This is a genomic window from Pseudomonas sp. SK (assembly GCF_012975065.1).
Classification (GTDB): domain Bacteria; phylum Pseudomonadota; class Gammaproteobacteria; order Pseudomonadales; family Pseudomonadaceae; genus Aquipseudomonas; species Aquipseudomonas anuradhapurensis.
Map to the genome: position 1 here is coordinate 5,261,379 of NZ_CP051857.1, position 21,415 is coordinate 5,282,793.

Consider the following 21,415-nt stretch of genomic DNA (forward strand, 5'->3'; position numbering starts at 1 on the left):
GCAATGGCCAGTGCCATTTGCCCGGAGCAACGGTGTTGTACTGCCTGCTCTGGCCTTATCGCCGGCACGCCGGCTGCCACAGGTAGCGCCCATGCCTTGGAGCCGATGCAGCGGCGGTGGCAGCTGGCTTGCCGGCGATCAAGCCGGGTCGGGCAACTAGACTGCCTCGCCAGCCACCCGCCCCGTAAGCAACTCGGCAAACGCTTTGGCCATTGCCGACCTGCCGCGCTCGCGCTGTACCAGCCATACCGCCGTCATCGCCCCTTCATCGAGCAAGGTGCGGTACACCACCCCTTCGATGCGCATGCGCTGGAACGACGCCGGCAGCACCGAAACCCCCAGGCCCGCCGACACCAGGCCGATGATGGTCATCGCCTCGCCCGCCTCCTGGGCGAAATGCGGGCTGAACCCCGCCTGCCGCGCCAGGCTCAGCAACTGCGCATGCAAGCCGCTGCCATAACTGCGCGGGAAGAACACGAACGGCTCATGGGCCAACGCCGCCATGTGCAGGCCATGGTCAGTGCCCTCGGCCAGCGGGTGCGACGCGTTGATCACCGCCACCAGCGGCTCGCTGAACAGCTCGGTGGCCAGCAAGCCTTCCGGCAGCGGCATCGGCCGCATCAGCCCCACTTCGATCGATTCATCGAACACCCCCTCGGCGACATCGCGGCTGCTCATTTCCCTGAGGCTCAGGTGCACCGCCGGGAAGCGCTGGCGAAACGCATGGATGGCTTTGGGAATCTTCGAGGTGAACGGAGCCGAGGAGGTGAAGCCGATCTTCATTTCGCCCAGCTCGCCCAATTGCGCCCGCCGCGCCACATCGGCCGCCTTTTCCACCTGCGCCAGCACCTGGCGGGCTTCGTCGAGGAACAACCGCCCCGCCTCGCTCAGCTCGACCCGCCGGTTGGTGCGTTCGAACAGCCGCGCGCCCAGTTCCTGCTCCAGCGCCTGGATCTGCTGGCTCAAGGGCGGCTGCGAGATGCCCAGTTGCTGGGCGGCACGGCCAAAGTGCAATTCCTCGGCCACGGCAATGAAGTACCGCAGGTGGCGCAGTTCCATGATCGGCTCCGAACAAGTCGCTAAACATCTTAAATAGGTCGAACAATATATTGGAACTAATCATTAGCCAGCTATATGATTTTTTCATTGCGTCAGAGGTCCCCGCCCGTGAAAACTGCCGTAGCGCCCCTTCCTGCCGAGCCGGAACCCGCCCCCTTGAACGAAATGTGGATCGAAAAGGGCACGCCTGCCTTCCTGAAGACCGTACTGGCGCTGTTCAGCGGCGGCTTCGCCACCTTCGCCCTGCTGTATTGCGTACAGCCGATGATGCCGCTGCTGTCCAAGGAATTTGCCATCAACGCGGCGCAAAGCAGCCTGGTGCTGTCGGTATCGACGGCGATGCTGGCGTTCGGCCTGTTGATCACCGGGCCCATTTCCGACCGCATCGGCCGCAAGCCGGTGATGGTGTTTGCCCTGGCTTGCGCGGCCCTGTCCACCTTGGCCAGCGCGGTGATGCCCAGCTGGGAGCTGGTCCTGGCCACCCGCGCTCTGGTCGGCCTGTCGCTGAGCGGCCTGGCGGCAGTGGCGATGACCTACCTGAGCGAGGAAATCCACCCGCAGCACATCGGCCTGGCCATGGGCCTGTACATTGGCGGCAATGCCATTGGCGGCATGAGCGGGCGCCTGATCACGGGTGTATTGATCGATTTCGTCAGTTGGCATACGGCGATGCTGACCATCGGTGGCCTGGCCTTGGCAGCCGCGCTGGTGTTCTGGAAAGTGCTGCCCGAGTCGCGCAACTTCCGCCCACAGGCAATGAACCCGCGTAGCCTGCTGGATGGCTTTGTCATGCACTTCAAGGATGCCGGCCTGCCCTGGCTGTTCCTTGAGGCCTTCCTGTTGATGGGCGCCTTCGTCACCCTGTTCAACTACATCGGCTATCGCCTGCTGGCCGAGCCCTACCATATGAACCAGGCGCTGGTCGGCTTGCTGTCGGTGGTGTACCTGTCGGGCATCTACAGCTCGGCGCAGGTCGGCGCTTTGGCCGACAAGCTGGGCCGGCGCAAGGTGTTCTGGGCCAGTATCGTGGTGATGGCGAGTGGCTTGCTGATGACCTTGGCCAGCCCGCTTGCGGCGGTGATCCTGGGCATGCTGGTGTTCACCTTCGGCTTCTTTGGCGCGCATTCGGTGGCCAGCAGCTGGATCGGCCGCCGGGCGCTGAAAGCCAAGGGGCAAGCTTCATCGCTGTACCTGTTCAGCTATTACGCAGGGTCGAGCGTAGCGGGCACCACGGGTGGTTTTTTCTGGCACCAGTGGGGCTGGAATGGCATCGGGTTGTTCATTGGCAGTCTGCTGGCGGTGGCGTTGCTGGTGGCATTGCACCTGAGCAGGCTGGCGCCGAAGACCGCCTGACCGAGAGGTGGCTGCCAGGGCCACCCGCCTGCTGCAAACACATCAACGTCTGATCCAGGCTTCCTGCCATGCCTCACCGATACCCGGCTCATATTGGCTGTCGTTGTGGGAGTAATTTCTGCACCATCCTTCGCGCGGGAATGACCTGCACTCGTAGATATCACCTGTCTTGGGTTGCAAAACTCGAGTGCCCGACTGGTAGCCGGACAATGCCGCTGGAAAGATGAAGTCATAACGTTCGCCCGCTGCAGGTATCACCTCAACCACGAAACGCTTTTCGTCGATAACCCACAGCGAGTCATGTACGGCCTGCAGTTTCAGGGTATGGGTTCCTGGCGCACTGCGCGCATCAAGAGAAATGGATTTGGTACGCGTATCCACCCATTCGGTGGTGGAACCTACCGAGACGCCGCGCTGGTTCAGCAAGGTCGCAATCATGTAGATCGGACGATCGGTTGTTACGGTAAAGCTCACGCTCGTCTTGCCCTCGTAAATGCCATAGAAGGGCTGAATATCCTGCGGCTTCACCGCCCTGTCGGGTGCCCTGACAACGATCAGCTCAAAGCCATTGACCACTGCTTCATGGCTTGCGTAGATCGCGTTTTTTCCGACAACTGGCTGGATACTGCCACTGGTGTGCAATTGGCCTGCACGGATAGGGAAATCCGCATTGACTGCATTGATGCGTTGCGCGAGTTTGCGCGACCAGTTGCCACCGCGCCTTTCGCTCTCTTCCGTTATCGAAATGATCGCAGAGTGTTCTTCACGAATGGTTCTGTTGGTCAGCGCCAAGGCACGCACCTGATCCCCTATTTCCAGGTCAGGTTGAGCGTCGATATCACCAATCTGCTGCCATTCGGGCAGAACGGCGGCACATGCAGCAGGCATCTGGATCGATAGCGCCAGGTAGAAAAGACAGGTGAGCGCTGGTATTGAGAAAAGCCTGAAAGGCCTGTAGTGCAGGTCTGGCAATTTCATGGGTTGTGCCTTTGAAAGCTGTTCGTCGGAGGCTGAACAGTATTCGCCGGTAACAAGCGCCCGCAGTCAGATAAAACTGGTCAGGTCGAAAGCCAAACTCCTGGTGATTTGTCTGTAACAACCACAACAGCAGGTTGCCCGCAAGGAAAGCCTTTCGTTCTGCTCTATTCGATGCATACAGGCCAACACAGTTGAAAGCCTGCGCATTGGCAGGCTTTCGCCGGGGTTCAGTTGACGATTTCCACAAGGTCCACATCCACCTCGCGGCTCATCAGGTGCTTCTCCACCTCACCCGTCAGCTTGACCCGGGTCTTGTCGTTGAACGGCATCTGCGGCAGGTCTTCATCATCGATTTCCACGGTGATGGTGCCGGTGTTGTCCTTGAACTCGTACTTGTCGTCGTTGTTGATCTTCTTGGTCACAAACCCCTGCAGTACCACTGGGGTGTCATCGGCAGCGTCATTGGCGGCGGCAACGGTGGTAACCGACTGGGCACCGGGGCCGGTGTAGCCGGCAGCCAGGGCGGCAGTGCTGAACAGCGGTGCGAGGATCAGGGCGAGGTAGCGGGTTTTCATGAGGATCAGGTCCTGTTTGGTTTCGATAGGACCAGATTAGCGACGATCGCTGAATTAAAACTTAACGCAACAAAAAGCCCGGCACTTGGCCGGGCTTCGGCTTTCAGCGATCAGCTCACTGATGGTATTGCGCCGACAGCTCATGCACGGCATTGATGAACACGCCTGCGTGCTCCGGGTCGACTTCCGGGGTGATGCCGTGGCCCAGGTTGAACACGTGGCCTGTGCCATGGCCGTAACTGGCCAGGATCCGCGCGACTTCCTTGCGGATGGCCTCGGGCTTGGCGTACAGCACGGTTGGGTCCATGTTGCCCTGCAACGCCACCTTGGCACCCACGCGGCGCCGGGCATCGCCGATCTCGCAGGTCCAGTCCAGGCCCAGCGCATCGGCACCGGCTTCGGCGATGCTTTCCAGCCACAGGCCGCCATTCTTGGTGAACAGGATTACCGGCACCTTGCGCCCTTCGTGCTCGCGGATCAGGCCGCTGACGATCTTGCGCATGTAGGCCAGGGAGAATTCCTGGTAGGCCGCCGCCGACAGGTTGCCGCCCCAGGTGTCGAAGATCTGCACGGCCTGGGCGCCAGCGAGGATCTGGCCGTTGAGGTAGCTGGTCACCGACTGCGCCAGCTTGTCCAGCAGCAGGTGCAGGGCTTGCGGGTTGTCGTAGGCCATTGCCTTGGTCTTGCGGAAGTCCTTCGACGAGCCGCCTTCGACCATGTAGGTGGCCAAGGTCCATGGGCTACCGGAGAAGCCGATCAGCGGCACGCGGCCGTTGAGCTCGCGGCGGATGGTGCTGACCGCGTCCATCACATAGCCGAGGTCTTTCTGTGGGTCGGGGATTGGCAGCGCTTCGATATCGGCCGGGGTGCTGATGACCTTCTTGAAGCGCGGGCCTTCGCCGGTTTCGAAGTACAAGCCCAGGCCCATGGCGTCAGGGATGGTGAGAATGTCCGAGAACAGGATCGCCGCATCCAGCGGGTAGCGGTCCAGCGGCTGCAGGGTGACCTCGCAGGCGAACTGCGGGTTCATGCACAGGCTCATGAAGTCACCGGCCTTGGCGCGGCTGGCGCGGTACTCCGGCAGATAGCGGCCGGCCTGGCGCATCATCCACACCGGGGTGACGTCTACGGGTTGCTTGAGCAGTGCACGCAGGAAACGATCGTTCTTCAGGGCAGTCATGTCGGCATCCGGAAAAAAAGTGCGGGCATTTTCTCAGACGCCAGCGCAAAAGGCACGGTCAGGGCCATGCGTTTTGTCTATTGGATGCCATGGATCAAGCAATCTTGTATACAAAAAAGCCTTTGGGGCTGCTTTGCAGCCCATCGCGACACAAGGCCGCTCCTACAGGACATATGCGATCCCTGTAGGAGCGGCCTTGTGTCGCGATGGGCCGCAAAGCGGCCCCTATGTGCCATCAGACTTCGAGGTAGTCGAGGATCCCCTCGGCAGCAGTACGCCCTTCGAAGATCGCCGTCACCACCAGGTCCGAACCACGCACCATGTCGCCCCCGGCAAATACCTTCGGGTTGCTGGTCTGGTGCTTGAACTGGCCCTTCTCCGGCGCCACCACGCGGCCCTGGCTGTCCAGCTGGATGCCATGCTGCTCGAACCACGGCGCCGGGCTTGGGCGGAAGCCGAAAGCGATCACCACGGCATCGGCCGGCAGGATTTCTTCCGAACCCGGGATCGGCTCAGGGCTGCGGCGGCCACGCGCATCCGGCTCGCCCAGACGGGTCTCGACCACCTTCACGCCTTCGACCTTGTCTTCGCCGACAATGGCGATCGGCTGGCGGTTGTAGAGGAACTTCACGCCTTCTTCCTTGGCGTTCTTCACCTCACGGCGCGAACCCGGCATGTTCGCCTCGTCACGACGATAGGCACAGGTCACCGACTTGGCGCCCTGGCGGATCGAGGTACGGTTGCAGTCCATCGCGGTGTCACCACCCCCGAGCACCACCACCTTCTTGCCCTGCATGTCGACGAAATCTTCCGGCGACTTCTCGAAGCCCAGGTTGCGGTTGACGTTGGCGATCAGGAAGTCCAGCGCGTCGTGCACGCCCGGCAGGTCCTCACCGGGGAAGCCACCCTTCATGTAGGTGTAGGTGCCCATGCCCATGAACACCGCGTCGTACTCGGCGAGCAGTTGCTCCATGGTCACGTCCTTGCCCACCTCGGTGTTCAAGCGGAACTCGATCCCCATGCCGGTGAACACTTCGCGGCGGTTGCTGAGCACGGTCTTTTCCAGCTTGAACTCGGGAATGCCGAAGGTCAGCAGGCCGCCGATTTCCGGGTTACGGTCGAATACCACCGGGGTCACCCCAGCACGCACCAGCACATCGGCGCAGCCCAGGCCGGCCGGGCCGGCGCCAATGATGGCGACACGCTTGCCGGTGGGCTTGACCTTGGACATGTCCGGGCGCCAGCCCATGGCAAAGGCGGTGTCGGTGATGTACTTCTCGACCGAACCGATGGTCACCGCGCCGAAGCCGTCGTTAAGGGTACAGGCGCCCTCGCACAGGCGGTCCTGCGGGCATACGCGGCCGCACACTTCCGGCAGGGTGTTGGTCTGGTGCGACAGCTCGGCCGCCGCCAGGATGTTGCCTTCGGAAACCAGCTTCAGCCAGTTGGGGATGAAGTTGTGGACCGGGCACTTCCATTCGCAATACGGGTTACCGCAGCCCAGGCAGCGGTGCGCCTGCTCCACGGACTGCTGCGGCTTGAACGGCTCGTAGATTTCCACGAACTCCTTCTTGCGCTGGCGCAGCAGCTTTTTCTTTGGGTCCTTGCGGCCCACTTCGATGAACTGGAAGTCGTTGTTCAGACGTTCAGCCATTTTTCAAAACCTCTTTACCGCAGTTGCCAGCCTCAGGCTGCAAGCTGCAAGACGATCACTTGAGCACGACAGGCCCCGCGCACGGGGCCGTCACTTGCAGCTGTTGTTACTGCGGGTTGGCACGGGTGCTGGACAGCAGTTGCTTCAGGTTGGCCGCCTTCGGCTTGACCAGCCAGAAGCGCCGCACGTAGTCGTCCAGGTTCTCCGAGAGCTCACGCCCCCACTCGCTGCCGGTCTCCTCGACGTACTCGGCAAGAACTCGCGCCAGGTGGCTGCGATAGGCCTCCATCGCTTCACCACTGATCCGCTGGATTTCCACCAGCTCGTGGTTGAGTTTGTCGACGAAGGTATTGTCCATGTCGAGCACGTAGGCGAAGCCGCCAGTCATGCCAGAACCGAAGTTGTAACCGGTCTTGCCCAACACGCAGACAAAGCCGCCGGTCATGTATTCACAGCAGTGATCGCCAGTGCCCTCGACAATCGCGTGGGCGCCAGAGTTACGCACAGCGAAGCGCTCGCCCGCGGTACCGGCAGCGAACAGCTTGCCGCCAGTGGCCCCGTACAGGCAGGTGTTGCCGACGATGGCGCTGTGCTGGGTTTCGAACGGGCTGCCGGCTGGTGGCACGATGGTGATCTTGCCACCGGTCATGCCCTTGCCGACGTAGTCGTTGGCGTCGCCTTCCAGGTGCAGGTTCAGGCCCCCGGCGTTCCACACGCCGAAGCTCTGCCCCGCAGTGCCCTTGAAGCGGAAGGTGATCGGCGCTGCAGCCATGCCCTGGTTGCCATGCAGGCGGGCGATCTCGCCCGACACGCGGGCACCGATGGAGCGGTCGCAGTTGCAGATGTCGAGGCTGAACTCGCCACCGGCCTGGTCACGGATGGCCGGCATGGCCATTTCGACCATTTTCTCGGCCAGCTCGCCCTTGTCGAACGGCGGGTTCTTGTCTACTTCGCAGAACTGCGGCTTGTCCGCCGGGATGTGCGAGCTGCCCAGCAGCGGCGACAGGTCGAGGTACTGCTGGCGCTCGGTGTCGCCTGGCAGTACATCGAGCAGGTCGGTACGCCCGATCAGCTCGCCCAGGCTGCGCACGCCCAGCTTGGCCAGCCATTCACGGGTTTCTTCGGCGACGAAGGTGAAGAAGTTGATCACCATGTCGACGGTGCCGATGTAGTGGTCCTTGCGCAGCTTGTCGTTCTGGGTGGCCACGCCGGTAGCGCAGTTGTTCAGGTGGCAGATGCGCAGGTACTTGCAGCCCAGGGCGATCATCGGTGCAGTACCGAAGCCGAAGCTCTCGGCGCCAAGGATGGCCGCCTTGATCACGTCCAAGCCGGTTTTCAGGCCACCGTCGGTCTGTACCCGTACCTTGCCGCGCAGGTCGTTGCCGCGCAGGGTCTGGTGGGTTTCGGCCAGGCCCAGCTCCCACGGGGCACCGGCATACTTGATCGAAGTCAGCGGCGAAGCACCGGTACCACCGTCGTAACCCGAGATGGTGATGAGGTCAGCGTAGGCCTTGGCCACACCGGCGGCGATGGTGCCGACACCGGCTTCAGCGACCAGCTTGACCGATACCAGGGCCTGCGGGTTGACCTGCTTGAGGTCGTAGATCAGCTGGGCCAGGTCTTCGATCGAGTAGATGTCATGGTGCGGTGGTGGCGAAATCAGGGTCACACCCGGCACCGCGTAGCGCAGCTTGGCGATCAGGCCGTTGACCTTGCCGCCTGGCAGCTGGCCGCCCTCGCCGGGCTTGGCGCCCTGGGCAACCTTGATCTGCAGCACTTCGGCGTTGACCAGGTATTCCGGGGTCACGCCAAAGCGACCGGTGGCCACCTGCTTGATCTTCGAGCTCTTGATAGTGCCGTAGCGCGACGGGTCTTCACCGCCCTCACCGGAGTTGGAGCGCGCACCCAGGCGGTTCATGGCCTCGGCCAACGCCTCATGCGCCTCTGGCGACAACGCGCCCAGCGAAATACCAGCGGAGTCGAAGCGCTTGAGAATGGCCTCCAGCGGCTCGATCTGCTCCAGCGGCAGCGGCTGGTCAGCCACTTTCACCTTCAGCAGGTCGCGGATCATCGACACCGGGCGCTGGTCCACCAGCGTGGTGTATTCCTTGAACTTGGCGTAGTCGCCCTGTTGCACCGCAGCCTGCAGGGTGTTGACCACGTCCGGGTTGTAAGCGTGGTATTCGCCACCGTGGACGAACTTCAGCAGGCCGCCTTGCTGGATCGGCTTGCGCGCGCTCCAGGCTTCGGCAGCCAGCAGCTTCTGGTCGCTTTCCAGGTCTTCGAAGCGCGCACCCTTGATGCGGCTGGACACGCCCTTGAAGCTCAGGCCAACCACTTCCTCGGACAGGCCAATGGCTTCGAACAGCTGCGCACCGCGGTACGAGGCGATGGTCGAGATGCCCATCTTCGACAGGATCTTCAACAGGCCCTTGGAGATGCCCTTGCGGTAGTACTTGAAGACTTCGTCCAGGTCACCCAGCACTTCGCCGGTGCGGATCAGGTCGGCCAGCACTTCGTAGGCCAGGTATGGGTACACGGCCGAGGCACCGAAGCCCAGCAGCACCGCGAAGTGGTGCGGGTCGCGGGCGGTAGCGGTTTCCACCAGGATGTTGCTGTCGCAGCGCAGGCCCTGCTCGGTCAGGCGGTGGTGCACCGCGCCAACGGCCAGCGAGGCATGCACCGGCAGCTTGCCCGGGGCGATGTAGCGGTCGCTCAGCACCAGTTGGGTCTTGCCGCTGCGCACCGCTTCTTCAGCCTGGTCGGCGATGTTGCGGATGGCCGCCTCCAGGCCGACGCTCTCTTCATAGTTGAGGTCGATCAGCTGGCGGTCGAAGCCTTCACGCTCCAGGTTCATCAGCGAGCGCCACTTGGCAGGCGAGATGACCGGCGAGCTGAGGATCACCCGCGAGGCGTGCTCCGGGGACTCCTGGAAGATATTGCGCTCGGCGCCGAGGCAGATTTCCAGGGACATGACGATCGCTTCGCGCAGCGGGTCGATCGGCGGGTTGGTCACCTGGGCGAACTGCTGGCGGAAGAAGTCGTAAGGCGAGCGCACGCGCTGCGACAGCACCGCCATCGGCGTGTCGTCCCCCATCGAACCGACCGCTTCCTGGCCCTGTTCACCCAGCGGGCGCAGTACCTGGTCACGCTCTTCGAAGGTGACCTGGAACATCTTCATGTATTGCTTGAGCTGGTCAGCGTCGTAGCTGGCCACGCCCTGGTCGTCGGTCAGCGTCGCCTGGATGCGCGTGGCATGCTGACGCAGCCAGCGCTTGTACGGGTGGCGCGACTTCAGGCGGTTGTCGATGGCATCGGTATCGAGGATCTGGCCGGTTTCAGTGTCGACGGCGAAGATCTGCCCCGGGCCGACCCGGCCCTTGGCGATGACGTCCTCTGGCTTGTAGTCCCATACGCCGATTTCCGACGCCAGGGTGATGTAGCCGTTCTTGGTGGTCACCCAGCGCGCCGGGCGCAGGCCGTTGCGATCGAGCAGGCACACCGCGTGGCGGCCTTCGGTCATGACGATACCGGCCGGGCCATCCCACGGCTCCATGTGCATGGAGTTGTATTCGTAGAAGGCGCGCAGGTCGGCGTCCATGGTCTCGACGTTCTGCCAGGCTGGCGGTACCAGCATGCGCACACCACGGAACAGGTCGATGCCACCGGTAACCATCAGCTCGAGCATGTTGTCCATGCTCGAAGAGTCGGAACCGACGCGGTTGACCAGCGGGCCGAGTTCTTCGAGGTCGGGGATCAGGTCGTTGGCGAACTTGGTGCGACGGGCCATGGCCCAGTTGCGGTTGCCGGTGATGGTGTTGATCTCGCCGTTGTGGGCGAGGAAGCGGAATGGCTGCGCCAGCGGCCATTTCGGCAGGGTGTTGGTGGAGAAGCGCTGGTGGAACACGCAGATCGCGGTTTGCAGGCGCTCGTCACCCAGGTCCGGGTAGAACGCCGCCAGATCGCGCGGCATCATCAGGCCTTTGTAGATGATGGTCTTGTGCGAGAAGCTGCAGATGTAGTGGTCGACATCGTGGGCGTTGGCCACCGACGAACGGCGACGGGCGCTGAACAGCTTGATGGCGAATTCCTGGTCGCTCAGGCCTTCGCCGCCGATGAACACCTGCTCGATCTGCGGCAGGCGCTCCAGGGCCAGGCGGCCGAGTACGCTGGTGTCGATCGGCACCTTGCGCCAGCCGACCAGCTTGAGGCCGGCGGCGAGGATTTCGCGGTCCATGTTGGCACGCGCTGCTTCGGCTTTGACCGGGTCCTGGTTGAAGAACACCATGCCGACGGCATATTGCCTGGGCAGCTCGACGGCGAAATGCTCCTGGGCCACGGCACGCAGGAACTGATCGGGCTTCTGCATCAGCAGGCCGCAACCGTCACCGGTCTTGCCGTCGGCGTTGATGCCGCCGCGGTGAGTCATGCAAGTCAATGCCTGCATGGCGGTTTGCAGAAGGTGGTGGCTCGGTTCGCCCGTCATGTGGGCGATCAGGCCAAAACCACAGTTGTCCTTGAATTCTTCGGGATGGTACAGACCTGTTTTCATAGACACATTCTCACCAGGTTCACCTCTCAACGGAGGTAAATCTCTTTTTTAACAACCACTTACCATCCACGCCGATCAAACGCCAGCTTTTTGCGGTGGCCATGGAAAACCATTGTTGCACAGCGACAGCGATGCTCACAAATTTTCATGTCTCACCATTGAAAATTTATGTCGCAATTTTGAATGTTTTTACGCCATGCGCCGTGATAGCAGCTTGGCTCGAGTCTGAAGCGTTTCAGCCATGACTGCAAGTAAGGCTTGTGGCCGGCAGTCTGGGACAGAAAAGCCTGCCGCGCTCGGGCGCAGCAGGCTAGTCGAAGTTCTGTAATCGCTCAGCAACTGGGCAGCGGGGTGTTGCCGCCCGGAAGGTAATCAGCGAGCCGTGGCAAGCTCTTGTTGAACGCTGCCGACGGTACGTGGCCAAGGTTTACCAGCCTGGACCTTCGCTGGCAAGTTCTTGATTGCCGCAACCGCAGCATCGCGGCTGGCGAAGTTGCCGTAGGTGACGACGTACAGCGGCTTGCCCTGGAGGTTTTTCTTGAAGTAGCGATAGTCGCCACCCTGGGCCTTGACGAAGGCCTGGGCTGACGCTTCGGAGCTGGTACCGAGGATCTGCACCACGTAGTTGCCCGGTTTTTGCCCGGTGTACCAGCCACTGTTGCCACCGCCACCAGTCACCGGCTTCTCGGCAGGCTTGGCGACCGGCTTGGCCACGGCGACCTGGGTCGGCGCCGAGGCAGGCTTGGCAGGCGCAACCGCCTTGGCAGGCTGGGTTGCAACAGGTTTAGACGCAGGCGCAACCGGCTGTGACTGCACCGGCTGTACCGGCTGGGCCGGGGCAACGGCGACAGGCTGGGCAGGTACCGGCGCCGGACCTGCCTGCACGCCTTGCGGTGGCGCGATGGTGGTCACGGTAGGCGGCGGGTTGCCAGGCTGCAACGCGGTATCACCAGCCGGGCTGCCCTCTTCGCCCTCGCCCATGCCTGCGGCCTGGGCCAGCGGCTCGCGCATTACCGGCTGTGACTGGCCAACCAGTGGCAGCGGCATCGGCTGGGACGACCCCGAGAACTCGATGGCTGGGTTGCCAGCGTTGCCCTGGCCCTCACCCAGTGGCAACTGGGCCTGGGCGACGGGCGCTTCGGCAGGCGCCTTGTCACCTTTCTTGGGCATCAATACCGCGGCCGCAACGGCGACCACGACCACAGCGGACAGCGCGAGCACGTGTTTTTTAGGCATCTTGAACCCCATGGATGGTCGCTTGGCCGTCGAGCGGCTGGCGATCATGGCTTCGATCAAAGTGTCACGGGCGACCTGGTTGATGTTGCCAGGCCAACCGTCAGAGTTTTCATGGATATCGACGATCTGTTCGCGGGTGAACACCTCGATGCCCCGGCCAGCCCCTTCCAGGCGCTGCTCCAGGTACTCGCGGGTTTCTTCTTCGCTGTAGGGGGCGAGCTCGATGATGTGGAAGCGTTCTTCCTCGATATTCAGCTCATCCAGCCCGGCAATCAGCGAAGGCTCACCGAACAGGAACACATGCGGACGCCCTTCCGGCACGCCAGCGGCCAATTCCAGCAACGCTTGGAGTGCCGACTCGTCGAGTTGTTCCGCATCGTCCACCAGCAAATACACTTCCTGGCCGGTCAATGCCAGCTGCACCACCTTGGCCAGGATCGCCTGCATTTCAGGCTGCGCCACGTCCAGGCTCTGTGCGACCTGGCCAAGTACGCTGGCGGCGTCACTGGCGCCCCGGGCAGACACCACGACGCTCTGCACCGCCTGCTTGTTGGTGCTGGCCACCAGGGCCTGGCGCAGCAAGGTCTTGCCGCTGCCCAGCGGGCCGCTGACCACCAGCATCAATTGGCTGTAGCGCGCCAGGTGGTGCAACTGGCCGAGCACGGGCTTGCGCTGGGCCGGGAAGAACTTGAAGCCGGGCACGCGGGGTGCGAACGGATCGTGGCTCAACTGGTAATGGTCGAGAAAGGCCTCATCGGCATGCAAACTGGTCATTGCGCTGTCACAACCTCAAAGCTGGGCCACGATCGCGCGGTAATCCGCCGACAACGTGGCCTGTAGAATCTCTTTCGGATAGTCGTCGGTGACTACGGCCTCGCCCATCTGGCGCAGCAGCACCAGACGCAGACGACCGTCGAGCACCTTTTTGTCGACCGCCATGTGCTCCATGAAATGCGCCGGGGTCATTTCCTGTGGTGGCACCACCGGCAAGCCTGCGTCCTGCAACAGGCGGATTCCGCGATCGCGCTCGGCCTGGTTGATCCAGCCAAGGCGCATGGACATTTCCAGGGCCATCACCGTGCCCGCCGCCACGGCTTCGCCGTGCAGCCACACGCCATAGCCCATGTGGGTCTCGATGGCATGCCCGAAGGTATGCCCCAGGTTCAGCGTGGCACGCACGCCCGACTCACGTTCGTCGGCCCCCACTACCGCGGCCTTGGCCGCGCAGGAGCGGCGAATGGCTTCGGTCAGCGCTGCCGGGTCGAGGGCACGCAGCGCCTGCATATTATCCTCGAGCCAGGCGAGGAATGGCTTGTCGCAGATCAGGCCGTACTTGATCACTTCGGCCAGGCCGGCGGACAGCTCGCGCGCCGGCAGGGTCTTCAGGGTGGTGGTATCGATCAGTACCGCATTGGGCTGGTAGAAGGCTCCGACCATGTTCTTGCCCAGCGGGTGATTGATACCGGTCTTGCCGCCTACCGAGGAGTCGACCTGGGACAATAGCGTGGTCGGCACCTGGATGAAGTCGACACCGCGCTGGTAGCAGGCGGCGGCGAACCCGGCCATGTCACCGATCACACCGCCACCCAGGGCAACCACGGTGGTGCGGCGATCGTGGCGCGCCGCCAGCAAGCCGTCGAAGATCAGCTGCAGGGTTTCCCAGTTCTTGTGGGCTTCGCCATCGGGCAACACCACCGGCAGTACCGCATAGGCACCCAGGGTCTGGCTCAGGCGTTCGAGATACAGGGGCGCGACGGTTTCGTTGGAAACGATGGCTACCTGCCGCCCGGCGATATGCGGTGCCAGCAGCTCGGGCTGGTCCAGCAGGCCTTCGCCAATGTAGATCGGGTAGCTACGCTCGCCCAGGTCGACCTTTAGTGTCTGCATGTATCCCCACAATGTGCTTGGGCGCGGCGCCGTTGGGGCGGCCCACGCGGTAACGTTCAACCTCGCCTCGGCGCTGGTGGCCGAGAATAGTCCCGGGTTAACGGGGCGGCAACTGCTGCAAGCGCTCGAGAATATCGATCACCACCATGCGTGGCGGCCGCTCGTCGGTTTCCACCACCAGGTCGGCGATTTCGCGGTACAGCGGGTCGCGCGTCTCCAGCAAGGAGCGCAAGGTTGCCTCGGGATTGGCCGTGCGCAGCAGGGGGCGATTGCGATCGCGCGCGGTGCGGCCAACCTGCTGCTCCACCGAAGCATGCAGGTAGATCACCCGGCCACCGCGGCGCAGCGCCTGGCGATTGGCTTCGCGCATCACCGCGCCACCGCCGGTGGCCAGTACCACGCCGTCGAGTGCGCACAGCTCGGCGATCATCGCCTGTTCGCGATCACGGAAACCCGGCTCGCCTTCCTTGTCGAAAATCCACGGGATGTTGGCGCCGCAGCGCAGTTCGATTTCCTTGTCGGAATCCTTGAACAGCAGGCGCAGCTCTTTGGCCAATAGGCGTCCGATGGTGCTTTTACCAGCACCCATGGGCCCCACAAGTATCAAATTTCGCACAGAATCAACGACTCACAGCAATCGCCTGGTCACTCATGATACGCGGAGTCAGGAAGACCAGCAGCTCGGATTTTTTCTCTTGTAATGCATCGCGTCGAAACAGCCGCCCAACATACGGCAGATCGCCGAAAAATGGCACCTTGTCGACCACATTGTTTTGCGATGTCGAGTACACGCCACCGATCACGATCGTTTCGCCGTCCGTCACGCGCACCTTGGCATTGACCTCGTTCTTGCGGATCGGCGGTACGTCGTTCAAGGCATTGACGTAATCCGGCTCGTCCTTGGTCACCCTGACGGTCATGATCACCTTGTTGTCCGGGGTGATCTGCGGGGTCACCTCCAGCGACAGCGAGGCTTCGCGGAACGCTACCGAGGTGGCGCCGCTCTTGCTGGTTTCCTGGTAAGGCACCTCGGTGCCCTTGAGGATCCTGGCCGTTTCCTTGTCGGCGGTAACCACCTTGGGCTGCGAGATGATCTCGCCGTTGCCGCTCTTTTCCATGGCGCTGAGCTCAAGGTCGAGCAGCACGCCCCCACGCAGCAAGCCCAGGCCGATGCTGCTGCCAGCACGCTCCAGGCCAAGGTCGACGAACAGGTCCTTACCCGGCTGCGGGTCCTCCAGGTACAGCGGCCCACCCCAGCGCCCCCCCAGGCTCTTCTGGTAATCGACGTTGGCCTCGACGATACGCGCCTCGATCACCACCTGACGCACCGGCACGTCCAGCTGCGCCACCAGTTGCCGCAACTCGGCAAGACGCTCGGCAGGCTGGTGCAGCACCAGCGTGTTGGTGCGCTCATCGACACTCAGGCTGCCCCGCCCGGCAAGGATGCCGTCATCCGCCAGGCTTGCCATGAGCAACTCCGCCAGTTCGGCAGCCTTGGCATGGTGGATGGGTAGCAACTCCCGGCGCAGTGGTTGCAACTGCGCCTCCAGCGCCTGCCCCACCCGGGTATCGAACGACTGCGTGGCCAGCTCGGTGGCAGGCGCCACCAGCAACACATTGCCTTCCTGGCGCCGGGCCAGGCCCTTGCTGCGCAGTACCAGGTCAAGCGCCTGGTCCCACGGCACATCCTGCAAACGCAAGGTGACGTTGCCCTGTACGGCATCGCTGGCTACCAGGTTCACGCCGGCATAATCTGCCAGCACCTGCAACACGGCGCGCACCTCCACATCCTGGAAATTCAGCGACAGCGGCTCACCCTGATACGGCGTTGCCGACGCCAGTGGAATCGACAGCAGGGTTGCCAGCACCAACTTCATCAATCGTTTCATCCTGGTCCGGGGCCTCCTTGCCCAGGCGCTTTGCGAGGGTCAGGAGCGCCGTGCGTTGGTGCCAGCCCCCCGCCATGAACACCCGCTCACGTACTTCGACCTGACGCTGGTCGATTTGCGTCACTACCCCCTGGTCACGCCCCAGCCGATCGCCCGGGCGCACCCGATAGAGCCTGCCAGCCACCCTCAGCAGTGCTTCGTGCGCAGCTCCGCGCGACAGGCTGCCGACCATTTCCACCTGCGCCAATGGCACACTGGCCAGCCCGGCGCTCGGCAGCCGCGACGCCCCGGAGGCAAACGGATCGATTGCCGGCACTACCGTCGCCGCCCGGGCCGGCATTTGCGCCAGCACAGCGGGTGCCGTTGTGGGCGCCAGCGCCTGATAGGTATCAAGCCGCAACTGCAGGCGCAGCAGGCCAGGCTGGCCATCGGCCACCGCGAGCCGCAGGTCACCACTGCGCAGCACACGCGCCTGGCCGAACCAGTCGTCCAGCCACTGGCGCAAGGCTGCGTAGCGCCCCACCACCTGTAGCTCCAGCGGTACCTTGCGAAAGCCAGCCTGTTGTTCCTCCTCATGTACAACGACCCGCTCGATGAGCAAACCGTGCGCATGACCCAACGCTGCCAGGCGCTCGAGCAGATCACTCATGCCCTCGCCAGCCGCCAGTTGCCAGTGCGCCTCCTGCAAACGCCGTTCGGCAACCGCCACGGAAGCCTGCAGCTGCTCCAGTTCGGCCAGGTGCGCGGCGCTGGCTGCCTGCTGTTCAGCCAGCTCGACGTGCCGGGCATCCTCCTGCGCCTGCTGTTGCAACACTGCCGGCAGACGAATCGCGCAGCCAAGGCCAAATACCGCCACTGCCACCAGCCCTGGCGCCAGCAGCCGGAAGCGGCGGGCGCGGCTGACCACCGCTAGCCAGGCCAGCACCTGCGCTGGCCTCATGACCAGAACGCCGAAACACGGGCGCTGAGCACAAACTCATCGCCGCCCGGCAAGCTTTCGATGCGCTTGAGCTCCAGCCCGAGCAATGCCCCCGAGCGGTCCAGGTCGCGCATGAATTGCGCGACCACGGCACCGGAGGTGGCCAACCCGGTCATTTGCAGGCGGCCGTTTTCAAGGCTGAGATCGAGCAACCGGATACCTTGCGGCAACGCCCCCTCAAGGTCCGCGAACACGCCGGCCAACACATCCTGGTGGGCACGCAGGCTCTCCAGCGTCATCGCCCGGGCGAGCAGGGTTTCATGCAGTTCACGCACATCGGCCAGCGGTTGCAGTTGCTCGCGTAGCGCTGCAAGGGCTGCCTGACGCAGGTCGTGGGCCAACGCTTGCTGCTGGCCGCGCTGACGGGCCAGCTGGTCGACCAGCATCACTGCACACAAGGCCAGCACTGCGCCAGCGACCAATTGTCGGCGCAGGCGCCGGAGCCCGGCCTGGCGCTGCCGTTCCCGCCAGGGCAGCAGGTTCAGGCGCATCATGACTGCACCCCACCGAGGGCCAGGGCGCAAGCCAGCAACATCGAGCCATCGACCTGCCCAAGGCCGGCCAAGCCAGGCAGAAGCCGGCAGGGCACGTGCAATCGGGCACTCAGGCTTTGCAGCCAGCCCGGGTCGATGGGTGAGCTGCTGGCAACCCACAGGCATGCCGGCCGCGGCCCATCGGCAAGCAGCGCCTGCAGGCACTCGGGCAGCTGCCCCTTCATGCCCGCCTCTGCCACTTGCAGATCCCGACGTTGCTGCAGTCGCCCCGGCTGCCAGTCATAAAGCGTTGTGCCGTGCACGTCGATACGCAGCAGTGCAGCCCCCTCAAGGCTGCCCTGTGGCAACAGGCGGCACAGGGCAATGCTGTCGACCTCCACGGCCTCCAACTGCAACCCGGCTTCCTCGACCATGGCTTCAAGGGGCGCCATCGCGCTTTGTCGGCACGCCGCCACCATCACTTCGACACAACCTGGCTGAGCGCGGGAGCCGCCCATTACCTGAAAATCCAGGGCCAGGTCTTCCAGCGGAAATGGAAACAGCCGCTCTGCGTCGGCCAGCAGCTGCGCCTCCATGTCCGCCTCGTCCTGGCCCTGCGCAAGCTGGCACAGCTTGCAAATCACCAGGTTGGCGGGCAATGCCAGCGCTACCCGACGCTGCCCCAGGCCGCTGCGACGACAGGCGCGGCGCAAGGCAGCCACCACGGCTGCCGGCTCTGCCAGCCAATCCTGGCCGACCGGCGCTTCGAACGGCTCCTGTGCCGAGACACGCACCCGGTAGCGCCGGTTGCGCCGTTGCAGTTGCACGATCCGAACGGTATCAGGGGCTATTTCCACCCCCACGAGTGAACCCGCATCCTTGCCGAAGCGTCCTAGCATGGTGGCTTCCTTGTCGTCTGTCGCAACGATCCGTCGCAACCCCGCGCCAACACCGGGCCGCGCCAGCGCATCGAGGCGACGGGCAGCCTGACCGGTAACCCGGAGAGGCTAAAAAATGCTTATAATGCCCAGCGTTTTTTGGTCCGCCGGACCTGCGTGCAATCCACTCCCAACCTGGACACCGAAAAGCCTTGATACGCCTGCTGAAGTTCTTCTGGTGGTCTTCCGTCGCAGTCATCTGCGCGCTCGTACTCGGTGTGAGCGGTGCGTTTCTGTATCTTAGCCCCAGCCTGCCCTCGGTCGAATCGCTCAGAAGCATCCAGTTGCAGATCCCCCTCAGGGTGTACAGCAGCGATGGCAAGTTGATTGCCGAGTTCGGCGAAATGCGCCGCTCGCCGATCCGCTTCGCGGAAATTCCCCCACAGTTCATCCAGGCGCTTCTGTCAGCCGAGGACGACAATTTCCTCAATCACTACGGTGTCGACCCCAGCAGCCTGATGCGCGCCGCGACCCAGTTGGTGAAAACCGGGCATATCCAGACCGGCGGCAGCACCATCACCATGCAGGTGGCGAAGAACTTCTTCCTCACCAGCGAGCGCAGTTTCTCGCGCAAGACCAACGAGATCCTGCTGGCCTTGCAGATCGAGCGAGAGCTGACCAAGGACGAGATCCTCGAGCTGTACGTGAACAAGATCTACCTGGGCAACCGTGCCTACGGCATCGACGCCGCTGCGCAGGTGTACTACGGCAAGTCGATCCGCGATGTGAGCCTGGCGCAGATGGCGATGATCGCCGGCCTGCCCAAGGCCCCGTCGCGCTTCAACCCGCTGGCCAACCCGGTGCGCGCCAAGGAGCGCCGCGACTGGATCCTCGGCCGCATGTACAAGCTCGGCAAGATTGACGAGGCCAGCTACCAGGCTGCCCTGGCCGAGCCGCTCAACGCCAGCTACCACGTGCCCGCGCCAGAAGTTAATGCACCCTATATCGCCGAAATGGCCCGCGCCGAAATGGTCGGCCGTTATGGCAGCGACGCCTACACCGAAGGCTTCCGCGTCACCACCACGGTGCCCAGCGACATGCAGGAAATGGCCAACAAGGCCATCCTCAACGGCCTGTCCGAATATGACGAGCGCCACGGCTACCGCGGGCCGGAAGCACGCTTCCCCGGCCGCACCCAGGCGGCCTGGCTGCAGGAACTGGGCAAACAGCGCATGCTGGGCGGCCTGGAGCCGGCCATCGTCACCCAGGTCGAGAAGGCCGGCCTCAAGGTGCTGACCCGTAGCGGCCAGGAAGAACTGGTGGCCTGGGATACCATGAAATGGGCCCGCCCGTTCATCAACAGCAACGCCCAGGGCCGTGCGCCGCAATCACCGGCAGATGTCGCCCAGGTCGGCGACCTGGTACGCGTCCAGCGCCTGGAGGACGGCAAGCTCAAATTCAGCCAGGTGCCTGGCGCACAGAGCGCGCTGGTTACCCTCGACCCTTACAGCGGCGCCATCCGTGCGCTGGTTGGCGGCTTCTCGTTCGAGCAGAGCAACTACAACCGTGCCATGCAGGCCAAGCGCCAGCCGGGCTCGAGCTTCAAGCCGTTCATCTACAGTGCTGCCCTGGATAGCGGTTATACCGCTTCCAGCCTGGTCAACGATGCGCCGATCGTGTTCGTCGATGAGTACCTGGACAAGGTCTGGCGACCGAAGAACGACACCAACACCTTCCTCGGCCCCATCCGCATGCGCGAGGCCCTGTACAAGTCGCGCAACCTGGTGTCGATCCGCCTGCTGCAGGCCATGGGCGTGGACCGCACCATCGACTACATTGCCAAGTTCGGCTTCAACAAGCAGGACCTGCCGCGCAACCTGTCGCTGGCGCTGGGCACCGCTACGCTGACCCCGATGGAAATCGCCACTGGCTGGAGCACCTTTGCCAACGGCGGCTACAAGGTAACCCCGTACCTGATCGAGCGTATCGAGAGCCGCAGCGGCGAAACCCTGTTCACCGCCAACCCGCCGCGCGTACCGCAGGGTGCCGAGGACCATGCTGGCCTGGCAGCAGCCGAACAGCCGATCAGCACCGCCGCCATGCCGGGCGAGGCCCCACCTGCCTTCAGCCAGGTAGCCTCTGCACCGCAGGCGCCAGCCGTGGCCGAACAGATCATCGACGGGCGGACCACCTACATCCTCACCAGCATGCTGCAGGACGTGATCAAGCGCGGCACCGGCCGCCGTGCGCTGGCCCTGGGCCGCACCGACCTGGCCGGCAAGACCGGTACCACCAACGAGTCCAAGGACGCCTGGTTCTCCGGCTACAACGCCGACTACGTGACCACCGTGTGGGTCGGTTTCGACCAGCCTGAGACCCTTGGCCGCCGCGAGTATGGCGGCACCGTGGCGCTACCGATCTGGATGAGCTTCATGGGTGCGGCACTCAAGGACAAGCCTGAGCATGCGCCTGCCGAGCCGGAAGGCATCCTCAGCCTGCGCGTCGACCCGGTCAGCGGTCGCGCCGCCTCGCCCAGCACGCCAAATGCCTACTTCGAGCTGTTCAAGGCCGAGGATTCGCCGCCTTCGGTGGACGAACTGGGCACCGGAGCGGCGCCGGGCAGCCCGCTGCCGGCGGATGAAGCGGCGCCGATGGATCTGTTCTGACGCAGAGCGCAGTCAGGCCGCCTCCCTGCAGGAGCGGCCTTGTGTAGCGAAAGGGC

Annotated in this window: 15 protein-coding genes; 2 read left to right on the plus strand and 13 right to left on the minus strand. The window is 63.5% G+C overall.

Annotated elements, in window-relative coordinates; translation table 11 throughout:
• Positions 1-156: 156 nt before the first annotated feature.
• Positions 157-1,059: a LysR family transcriptional regulator gene (locus HG549_RS23915; protein WP_170033352.1), complete on the minus strand. Its 903-nt coding sequence runs from the start codon at positions 1,057-1,059 to the stop codon at positions 157-159.
• A gap of 165 nt (positions 1,060-1,224) precedes the next feature.
• On the opposite strand from HG549_RS23915, the gene HG549_RS23920 reads away from it, so the two are divergent.
• Entirely contained in the window at positions 1,225-2,412 is a 1,188-nt protein-coding gene (locus HG549_RS23920; protein ID WP_256666143.1) for an MFS transporter, read from the plus strand.
• A gap of 42 nt (positions 2,413-2,454) precedes the next feature.
• Here the strand turns inward: HG549_RS23920 and HG549_RS23925 are convergent, their stop codons facing one another.
• From HG549_RS23925 to pilM, 12 genes are all read right to left on the minus strand, one after another.
• A complete protein-coding gene (locus tag HG549_RS23925) occupies positions 2,455-3,390 on the minus strand; it encodes a hypothetical protein (protein ID WP_170033356.1) in 936 nt (311 codons plus the stop codon).
• A gap of 227 nt (positions 3,391-3,617) precedes the next feature.
• Positions 3,618-3,965: a YgiW/YdeI family stress tolerance OB fold protein gene (locus HG549_RS23930; RefSeq protein ID WP_170033358.1), complete on the minus strand. Its 348-nt coding sequence runs from the start codon at positions 3,963-3,965 to the stop codon at positions 3,618-3,620.
• A 115-nt stretch (positions 3,966-4,080) separates the two neighbouring features.
• Positions 4,081-5,145, minus strand: coding sequence for a uroporphyrinogen decarboxylase (gene hemE / locus HG549_RS23935; RefSeq protein ID WP_170033360.1), 1,065 nt, complete (start codon positions 5,143-5,145; stop codon positions 4,081-4,083).
• A 235-nt stretch (positions 5,146-5,380) separates the two neighbouring features.
• Positions 5,381-6,799, minus strand: coding sequence for an FAD-dependent oxidoreductase (locus HG549_RS23940; RefSeq protein ID WP_170033362.1), 1,419 nt, complete (start codon positions 6,797-6,799; stop codon positions 5,381-5,383).
• Between the two features lie 106 nt (positions 6,800-6,905).
• Positions 6,906-11,351, minus strand: coding sequence for a glutamate synthase large subunit (gene gltB, locus HG549_RS23945; RefSeq protein WP_170033364.1), 4,446 nt, complete (start codon positions 11,349-11,351; stop codon positions 6,906-6,908).
• Between the two features lie 372 nt (positions 11,352-11,723).
• Entirely contained in the window at positions 11,724-13,361 is a 1,638-nt protein-coding gene (locus tag HG549_RS23950; protein WP_170033366.1) for an SPOR domain-containing protein, read from the minus strand.
• Between the two features lie 15 nt (positions 13,362-13,376).
• Entirely contained in the window at positions 13,377-14,474 is a 1,098-nt protein-coding gene (aroB, locus tag HG549_RS23955) for a 3-dehydroquinate synthase (protein WP_170033368.1), read from the minus strand.
• Positions 14,475-14,571: 97 nt separating this feature from the next.
• Positions 14,572-15,090 carry a shikimate kinase AroK gene (gene aroK, locus HG549_RS23960; RefSeq protein ID WP_170033370.1) on the minus strand — a complete coding sequence of 173 codons (519 nt, stop codon included), beginning with the start codon at positions 15,088-15,090 and terminating at the stop codon, positions 14,572-14,574.
• Positions 15,091-15,094: 4 nt separating this feature from the next.
• Positions 15,095-16,363, minus strand: a complete 1,269-nt coding sequence (locus HG549_RS23965) for a type IV pilus secretin PilQ (protein ID WP_170033372.1) — start codon at positions 16,361-16,363, stop codon at positions 15,095-15,097.
• The gene (locus HG549_RS23970; protein WP_256666017.1) at positions 16,287-17,303 is read right to left on the minus strand and encodes a pilus assembly protein PilP; all 1,017 of its coding nucleotides are present in this window, start codon (positions 17,301-17,303) and stop codon (positions 16,287-16,289) included. The genes HG549_RS23965 and HG549_RS23970 overlap by 77 nt, the downstream gene beginning before the upstream one ends.
• Positions 17,300-17,836: a PilN domain-containing protein gene (locus HG549_RS23975; protein ID WP_170033374.1), complete on the minus strand. Its 537-nt coding sequence runs from the start codon at positions 17,834-17,836 to the stop codon at positions 17,300-17,302. Before HG549_RS23975 ends, HG549_RS23970 begins: the two co-directional genes overlap by 4 nt.
• A complete protein-coding gene (pilM, locus tag HG549_RS23980) occupies positions 17,833-18,714 on the minus strand; it encodes a type IV pilus biogenesis protein PilM (RefSeq protein ID WP_170033376.1) in 882 nt (293 codons plus the stop codon). Before pilM ends, HG549_RS23975 begins: the two co-directional genes overlap by 4 nt.
• A gap of 194 nt (positions 18,715-18,908) precedes the next feature.
• Here pilM and HG549_RS23985 point away from each other — a divergent pair, with 194 nt between their 5' ends.
• Positions 18,909-21,359: a penicillin-binding protein 1A gene (locus HG549_RS23985; RefSeq protein WP_372241587.1), complete on the plus strand. Its 2,451-nt coding sequence runs from the start codon at positions 18,909-18,911 to the stop codon at positions 21,357-21,359.
• Positions 21,360-21,415: the final 56 nt, after the last annotated feature.

Excerpts from the sequence above, each read along its gene's own strand:
- HG549_RS23915 (WP_170033352.1), bottom strand. The coding sequence starts at position 1,059 with ATGGAACTGCGCCACCTGCGGTACTTCATTGCCGTGGCCGAGGAATTG.
- HG549_RS23920 (WP_256666143.1), top strand. The coding sequence starts at position 1,225 with ATGTGGATCGAAAAGGGCACGCCTGCCTTCCTGAAGACCGTACTGGCG.
- HG549_RS23925 (WP_170033356.1), bottom strand. The coding sequence starts at position 3,390 with ATGAAATTGCCAGACCTGCACTACAGGCCTTTCAGGCTTTTCTCAATA.
- HG549_RS23930 (WP_170033358.1), bottom strand. The coding sequence starts at position 3,965 with ATGAAAACCCGCTACCTCGCCCTGATCCTCGCACCGCTGTTCAGCACT.
- hemE (WP_170033360.1), bottom strand. The coding sequence starts at position 5,145 with ATGACTGCCCTGAAGAACGATCGTTTCCTGCGTGCACTGCTCAAGCAA.
- HG549_RS23940 (WP_170033362.1), bottom strand. The coding sequence starts at position 6,799 with ATGGCTGAACGTCTGAACAACGACTTCCAGTTCATCGAAGTGGGCCGC.
- gltB (WP_170033364.1), bottom strand. The coding sequence starts at position 11,351 with ATGAAAACAGGTCTGTACCATCCCGAAGAATTCAAGGACAACTGTGGT.
- HG549_RS23950 (WP_170033366.1), bottom strand. The coding sequence starts at position 13,361 with ATGACCAGTTTGCATGCCGATGAGGCCTTTCTCGACCATTACCAGTTG.
- aroB (WP_170033368.1), bottom strand. The coding sequence starts at position 14,474 with ATGCAGACACTAAAGGTCGACCTGGGCGAGCGTAGCTACCCGATCTAC.
- HG549_RS23965 (WP_170033372.1), bottom strand. The coding sequence starts at position 16,363 with ATGAAACGATTGATGAAGTTGGTGCTGGCAACCCTGCTGTCGATTCCA.
- HG549_RS23970 (WP_256666017.1), bottom strand. The coding sequence starts at position 17,303 with ATGAGGCCAGCGCAGGTGCTGGCCTGGCTAGCGGTGGTCAGCCGCGCC.
- HG549_RS23975 (WP_170033374.1), bottom strand. The coding sequence starts at position 17,836 with ATGATGCGCCTGAACCTGCTGCCCTGGCGGGAACGGCAGCGCCAGGCC.
- pilM (WP_170033376.1), bottom strand. The coding sequence starts at position 18,714 with ATGCTAGGACGCTTCGGCAAGGATGCGGGTTCACTCGTGGGGGTGGAA.